The following is a 6,596-nucleotide window of genomic DNA, read 5'->3' on the forward strand; positions in this document are numbered from 1 at the left end:
GTGGTTACTGGTTGCCGCAGGTGGGAGCCGGGGAGCCGTCGAGCCAGGGGAGGTCGTGGCCCATCCGGTCCCGCTTGGTGCGCAGGTAGTGGAGGTTGTGCTCGCCGGCCGTGACGGGCATCGGCTCGCGGCCCTCGACGGCGAGGCCGTGTCGGGTGAGGGCGTCGATCTTGTCGGGGTTGTTGGTCAGCAGGCGGAGGCTGCGGACGCCGAGGTCGCCGAGGATCTGCGCGCCGGCCGCGTAGTCGCGGGCGTCGGCGGGCAGGCCCAGTTCGAGGTTGGCGTCGAGGGTGTCGCGGCCGCGCTCCTGGAGCTCGTAGGCGCGCAGCTTGGAGAGCAGGCCGATGCCGCGCCCCTCGTGGCCGCGGAGGTAGACGACGACACCGCGGCCGGCTTCCTGGATGCGCTCCATGGACGCCTGGAGCTGGGGGCCGCAGTCGCAGCGCAGCGAGTGGAAGATGTCGCCGGTCAGGCACTCGGAGTGGACCCGGACCAGGACGTCCTCGCCGTCGCCGATCTCGCCGTGGACGAGGGCGACGTGCTCGACGCCGTCGACGGTGGAGCGGTAGCCGTAGGCGGTGAAGTCGCCGTGGGCGGTGGGGAGGCGGACCTCGGCCTCGCGCCGGACGGTGGGTTCGGCGGAGCGGCGGTAGGCGATCAGGTCCTCGATGGAGATGATCGTCAGGCCGTGCTTGCGGGCGAAGGGGACGAGCTCCGGCAGGCGGAGCATGACGCCGTCCTCGCCGGCGATCTCCACGATCGCGCCGGCCGGGCGGAGGCCCGCGAGGCGGGCGAGGTCGACGGCGGCCTCGGTGTGCCCGGGGCGGGCGAGGACACCGCCCTCGCGGGCGCGCAGCGGGAAGATGTGGCCGGGGCGGACGAAGTCGGAGGGCTCGTGGCGGCCGCTCGCGAGCATCCGGAGGGTGGTGGCGCGGTCGGCGGCGGAGATGCCGGTGGTGACGCCGTGTTCGAGGCTCGCGTCGACGGAGACGGTGAAGGCGGTCCGCATCGACTCGGTGTTGTGCTCGACCATCTGCGGGAGGTGGAGGCGCTCCAGCTCGTCGTGCTCCATGGGGGCGCAGATCAGGCCGCGGCACTCGCTCATCATGAAGGCGACGACCTCGGGGGTGGCCTTCTCGGCGGCGATGACGAGGTCGCCCTCGTTCTCGCGGTCCTCGTCGTCGACGACGACGACGGGGCGGCCGGCGGCGATGTCGCGGATGGCCTGCTCGACGGGGTCGAGGGCGAGGCTCTCTTCGAGGTCCCAGGCGGTCATGCGGGGGCTCCTTCCAGAGCGGGGGCGGTGCGCGTCCGGAGCCACCAGTCGCGCATGCCCCACAGGACGAGGGCGCCGTAGAGGACGTAGACGAAACCGGAGAAGGCGTAGCCGTTGGCGAAGTTCAGCGGGACGCCGACGAGGTCGACGAGCAGCCAGGCGAACCAGAACTCGACCATCCCGCGGGCCTGGGCGTACATGGCGACGACGGTGCCGACGAAGATGTACGCGTCGGGCCAGGGGTCCCAGGAGAGGGTCGGGAACGCCTCGAAGAGCAGGGCGACGGCTACGGTGCCGACGGCCGCCGCCGCGATCATGGCGGCGCGCTCGCGCCAGGTGGCGAAGCGTACGGCGATGTGGCCGTCGGCGCCGCCCTCCCTGCCGCGCTGCCACTGCCACCAGCCGAAGAGGGCCACGAGCATGACGACGACCTGCTTGCCGGCGCTGCCGGTGAGGTGCCCGAAGAAGGCGCCGAAGAGTATGAGGCCGGCGAGGAACTGCACGGGCCAGGTCCAGACCGAGCGGCGCCAGCCGAGGGTCAGGGCGACGAGCCCGAAGATGTTCCCGACCATGTCCGACCAGATGATGTGCTGGCCGAAGACGGTGAACGCCTCGGAGTTGAGCCAGGTCACTTGACGTTCTCCCGTGCGTTCGGGCCGAGCAGCCGCTCGACGTACTTGGCGATGACGTCCACTTCGAGGTTGACCGGGGCGCCGGGCTGCTTGAGGCCGAGCGTGGTCAGGGCGAGGGTGGTCGGGATGAGGCTGATGGTGAACCAGTCGTCGCCGACCTCGACGACCGTGAGGCTCACGCCGTCGACGGTGATGGAGCCCTTCTCCACGACGTAGCGGGCGAGTTGCGCGGGGAGGCCGACCTTGACCAGCTCCCAGTGCTCGGAGGGGGTCCGCTCCAGGACGGTGCCGGTGCCGTCCACGTGGCCCTGGACGATGTGGCCGCCGAGGCGGCCGCCGACGGCCATGGGGCGCTCCAGGTTGACCCGGGAGCCGACGTCGAGGGCGCCGAGGCTGGACCGCTTGAGGGTCTCGGCCATGACGTCGGCGGTGAACTCGCCGTCGCCGTGCTCGACGACCGTGAGACAGACACCGTTGACGGCGATGGAGTCGCCGTGCTGGGCGCCTTCCGTGACCAGGGGGCCGCGGAGCCGGAAGCGGGAGGCGTCCTCCAGCTGCTCGACGGCGACGACCTCGCCCAGTTCTTCGACGATTCCGGTGAACACGTCAGGCTCCCTTGGGGGTGGCGGTGATGCGGATATCGGATCCGATGCGCGTGGTCTCGGTGATGTCGAGGCGCAACGCGTCGCTGATGGTGGTGATTCCGGCGTCGGCGAGGGCGTTCGGGCCGGCGCCGAGGAGGACCGGTGCGAGGTAGCCGACGACCTGGTCGACGGCCCCGGCGGCGAGGAAGGCGCCCGCGAGGGTGGGGCCGCCTTCGAGGAGGACGGAGCGGACGCCGCGCGCGTGGAGGGCGTCGAGGAGGGCGGGTACGGAGAGGCCGCCGGCCGCCGCCCTGGGGAGCCGTACGACATCCGGGAGGGAGGTCTCGGCGTCCTCGGCGACGGCGATCAGGGTGGGCGCGGCACCGTCGAGGACGCGGGCGCCGGGCTTCACGGCGCTCGCCTCGGTGTCGACGACGACCCGCAGCGGCTGCACGGCGCCCTCGACGCCGCGTACGGCCAGGTGGGGGTCGTCCGCGCGGGCGGTGCCGGATCCGACGACGACGGCGTCCGCCTCGGCGCGCAGCCGGTGGACGTCGGCGCGGGACTCGGCGGAGCTGATCCAGCGGGAGGTGCCGTCGGCGGCGGCGATCCGGCCGTCGAGGGTGGCGGCGTACTTCCAGCGGACGAAGGGGCGGCCGGCGCGGACGGCGGTGAGCCAGGCGAGGTTCCCGGCCTCGGCCTCGGCCTCCAGGAGGCCCCGCCCGACCTCGACGCCGGCCGCGCGGAGGGTGTCCGCGCCGCCGGTGGCCTGCGGGTTCGGGTCGGGGACGGCGTACTCGACGCGGGCGATCCCGGCCTCGATCAGGGCCTGGGCGCAGGGGCCGGTGCGGCCGGTGTGGTTGCAGGGTTCGAGGGTGACGTAGGCGGTGCCGCCGCGGGCCGCCTCGCCGGCCGCGCGCAGGGCGTGGACCTCGGCGTGGGGGCCTCCGGCGCGCTGGTGCCAGCCCTCGCCGACGACCCGTCCGGAGGCGTCGGTGACGACGCAGCCGACGACGGGGTTGGGGCTGGTGGCGCCGAGTCCGCGCGCGGCGAGCCGCACGGCGCGTCGCATGGCGGTGATGTCGGCCTGCCGGTCCACCGGGTCCTCCTGCCTCTTCGGGCACGGACTCCGGGGCCTGTCGATGACGACAGAGAGCGGGTACGTCGCTACGCAGGGGGTATGCCGGTACGGCCGGAGGTCCCTGGTGCGCCGTCGGAAACCGCGGCCACCAGCGGACGTACGGCCGGCACACCCCTGTCGGGGGACGCCCGCCGCGCACTGCCTCCCATCCGGACTTTCACCGTCGGTCCAGGAATCTCACCTGGTCAACCGGCCGCTGGCTTGCGGACGGGTCGCGGACTATACCGCCGGTTCGGAATTACACCGACCCCGGAGTGCGCTGCTGCTGATACAGGGCCAGTGTGCCACGGACGGCCGAAGGTCATGCACACGACCCTTGTGCGATGACTCACACGGTCCCATGGAATTTTCCGTTGGTCCAGACCTATTGACGCACTGGTCTAGTCCTCTTAATGTCCGTGTCACCTTCGAGGCACGGTCCGCCGGTGTGCGCACACCACGGGCCCAACACGTACCACCCCCTTGTTCGTTGCGTGTTCTTTGACCTCCCCGAGGAGGACCCGATCGTGCTGTCCCCCACGACCAGAAGAGCGTCGCTGCTCGCGTCCGGTGCCGCTGTCGCCGGACTGCTGCTCAGCTCGCTCGCCGGAGGCGTCTCGTACGCCGCCGACAACGAGTCCTGTCGCCCCGACGGCCTGTACAAGACGCCCGGCGTCGACGTCCCCTACTGCTCGGTCTACGACACCGAGGGCCGCGAGAAGATGGGCGCCGACCACCAGCGCCGCGTCATCGGCTACTTCACGGGCTGGCGCACCGGCAAGAACGGCGAGCCCGCGTACCTCGCCAACAACATCCCGTGGGACAAGATCACCCACATCAACTACGCCTTCGGCCACATCGGCGGCGACAACAAGCTCTCCGTCGGCACGGACGGCCCGGACAACGCCGCCACCGGCATGACCTGGCCCGGCGTGGCGGGCGCCGAGATGGACCCGGCCCTCCCCTACAAGGGCCACTTCAACCTGCTGAACAAGTACAAGAAGCAGCACCCGAACGTGAAGACGCTGATCTCGGTCGGCGGCTGGGCCGAGACCGGCGGCTACTTCGCCGACAACGGCGACCGGGTGAACTCCGGCGGCTTCTACTCGATGGCCACCAACGCCGACGGCTCGGTCAACCAGGCCGGCATCGACACCTTCGCCACCTCGGCGGTCGACTTCATCCGGAAGTACGGCTTCAACGGCGTCGACATCGACTACGAGTACCCGACCACCATGAAGGACGCGGGCAACCCGCTCGACTGGACCTTCGCCAACGCGCGCCGCGCGGGCCTGGTCCAGGGCTACGCGGCCCTCATGAAGTCCCTGCGCGAGAAGCTGGACACGGCCGGCGCCGCCGACGGCAAGCACTACATGCTGACCGTCGCCGCCCCGTCCTCCGGCTACCTGCTGCGCGGCATGGAGACCTTCCAGGTCCAGAAGTACCTGGACTACGTCAACATCATGTCGTACGACCTGCACGGCGCCTGGAACGAGTACGTCGGCCCCAACGCCTCGCTCTTCGACGACGGCAAGGACGGCGAGCTCGCCGCCGCCAACGTCTACGGCTCCTCCCAGTACGGCGGCATCGGCTACCTCAACACCGACTGGGCCTACCACTACTTCCGCGGCTCCATGCCGGCCGGCCGCATCAACATCGGCCTGCCCTACTACACCCGCGGCCACAAGAACGTGCAGGGCGGCACCGACGGTCTCTGGGGCAAGGCCACCGCGGCCACCTGCCCGGCCGGCGCCGGTCTGACCAAGTGCGGTGACGGTGCCGTCGGCATCGACAACCTGTGGCACGACAAGGACACCGCGGGCAAGGAGTCGCCCGCCGGCTCCAACCCGATGTGGCACGCCAAGAACCTGGAGAAGGGGATCGTCGGCGACTACGTCACCCAGTACGGCTTCCCCGCGAACACCACCCTGACCGGCACCTACGCCCGCAAGTACGACTCGACCCTGGTCGCGCCGTGGCTGTGGAACGCGGAGAAGAAGGTCTTCCTCTCCACCGAGGACGAGCAGTCCGTGGCCGCCAAGGCCGACTACGTGGTCGACCGCGGCGTCGGCGGCACCATGATCTGGGAGCTGGCCGGCGACTACGCCTGGAACGCGACCAAGGGCCAGTACGAGATGGGCTCCACGCTCACCTCGCTGATGTACGACAAGTTCAAGGCCGCCACCCCGTACGGCGCCAAGAAGTCCAACAAGGCGCTGCCGGCCCAGGCCGTGAACATCGAGACCGCCTTCACCGAGTTCAAGCTGGGCGACTCGAACTACCCGATCACCCCCAAGGTGAAGATCACCAACCGGACGAACACCACGCTGCCCGGCGGCACGGAGTTCCAGTTCGACTACGGCACCTCGGCCCCGGCCAACGCCTCCGACCAGTCCGGCTTCGGCACCAAGGTCATCAGCAGCGACCACACGGGCTCCAACGTGGGCGGCCTGAAGGGCGACTTCCACCGGGTCTCGCTGAAGCTCCCGGCCTGGCAGACCCTCGCCCCCGGCGCCACGGTCGAGCTCTCCTTCAACTACTACCTGCCGGTGTCCACCCCCTCCAACTGGACGGTGAACATCAACGGCACCACGTACGCCCTCGCCGGCGACCTGGCGCGCGGCACGACGACCGTGGAGCCCGGCACGGGCACCACGCCGCCGACCACCCCGCCCACCACGCCTCCGACGACCCCGCCGACCACTCCCCCGACCACCCCGCCGACGACGCCGCCCACGGGCTGCACCGCCCCGGCGTACGTGGCCGGCCAGGTCTACAACGCGGGCAACGAGGTCTCCCACAACGGCCACACGTACAAGGCCAAGTGGTGGACCCAGAACGAGGCCCCCGGCACCACCGGTGACTGGGGCGTCTGGCAGGACCTCGGCGCCTGCTGAGGCACCCTCACCGCGATACCCCCGGCGGCGGTCTCACGGCCCTTGGCCGCCGCCGGGACGCCTTCTCCGCGCCGCGCCCCCCTGTCC

The 6,596-nt window shown here is 71.1% G+C and carries 5 protein-coding genes and 1 riboswitch; of the genes, 1 reads left to right on the forward strand and 4 read right to left on the reverse strand.

Features of this window, described 5'->3' with window-relative positions:
• Positions 1-4: 4 nt before the first annotated feature.
• From ACFQ8C_RS27980 to ribD, 4 genes are read right to left on the reverse strand one after another with little or no spacing between them, the layout of a single operon-like run.
• Positions 5-1,276: a bifunctional 3,4-dihydroxy-2-butanone-4-phosphate synthase/GTP cyclohydrolase II gene (locus ACFQ8C_RS27980; protein WP_383462468.1), complete on the reverse strand. Its 1,272-nt coding sequence runs from the start codon at positions 1,274-1,276 to the stop codon at positions 5-7.
• The gene (locus ACFQ8C_RS27985) at positions 1,273-1,908 is read right to left on the reverse strand and encodes a nicotinamide riboside transporter PnuC (protein ID WP_383462469.1); all 636 of its coding nucleotides are present in this window, start codon (positions 1,906-1,908) and stop codon (positions 1,273-1,275) included. Before ACFQ8C_RS27985 ends, ACFQ8C_RS27980 begins: the two co-directional genes overlap by 4 nt.
• Complete coding sequence (locus ACFQ8C_RS27990) at positions 1,905-2,513, reverse strand: riboflavin synthase (RefSeq protein ID WP_383462471.1); 609 nt, start codon at positions 2,511-2,513, stop codon at positions 1,905-1,907. Before ACFQ8C_RS27990 ends, ACFQ8C_RS27985 begins: the two co-directional genes overlap by 4 nt.
• Position 2,514: 1 nt before the next feature.
• Positions 2,515-3,591, reverse strand: a complete 1,077-nt coding sequence (ribD, locus tag ACFQ8C_RS27995) for a bifunctional diaminohydroxyphosphoribosylaminopyrimidine deaminase/5-amino-6-(5-phosphoribosylamino)uracil reductase RibD (protein WP_383462473.1) — start codon at positions 3,589-3,591, stop codon at positions 2,515-2,517.
• 173 nt (positions 3,592-3,764) lie between these two features.
• Positions 3,765-3,895, reverse strand: a riboswitch (FMN riboswitch).
• Positions 3,896-4,139: 244 nt separating this feature from the next.
• Here ribD and ACFQ8C_RS28000 point away from each other — a divergent pair.
• Positions 4,140-6,509, forward strand: coding sequence for a chitinase C-terminal domain-containing protein (locus ACFQ8C_RS28000; protein WP_383462475.1), 2,370 nt, complete (start codon positions 4,140-4,142; stop codon positions 6,507-6,509).
• Positions 6,510-6,596 lie beyond the last annotated feature (87 nt).

This window comes from Streptomyces sp. NPDC056503 (assembly GCF_042794995.1).
Taxonomy (GTDB): domain Bacteria; phylum Actinomycetota; class Actinomycetes; order Streptomycetales; family Streptomycetaceae; genus Streptomyces.

What these genes read in the sequence shown, in the direction of transcription:
- ACFQ8C_RS27980 (WP_383462468.1), bottom strand. Translation starts at nt 1,276, where the DNA reads ATGACCGCCTGGGACCTCGAAGAGAGCCTCGCCCTCGACCCCGTCGAG.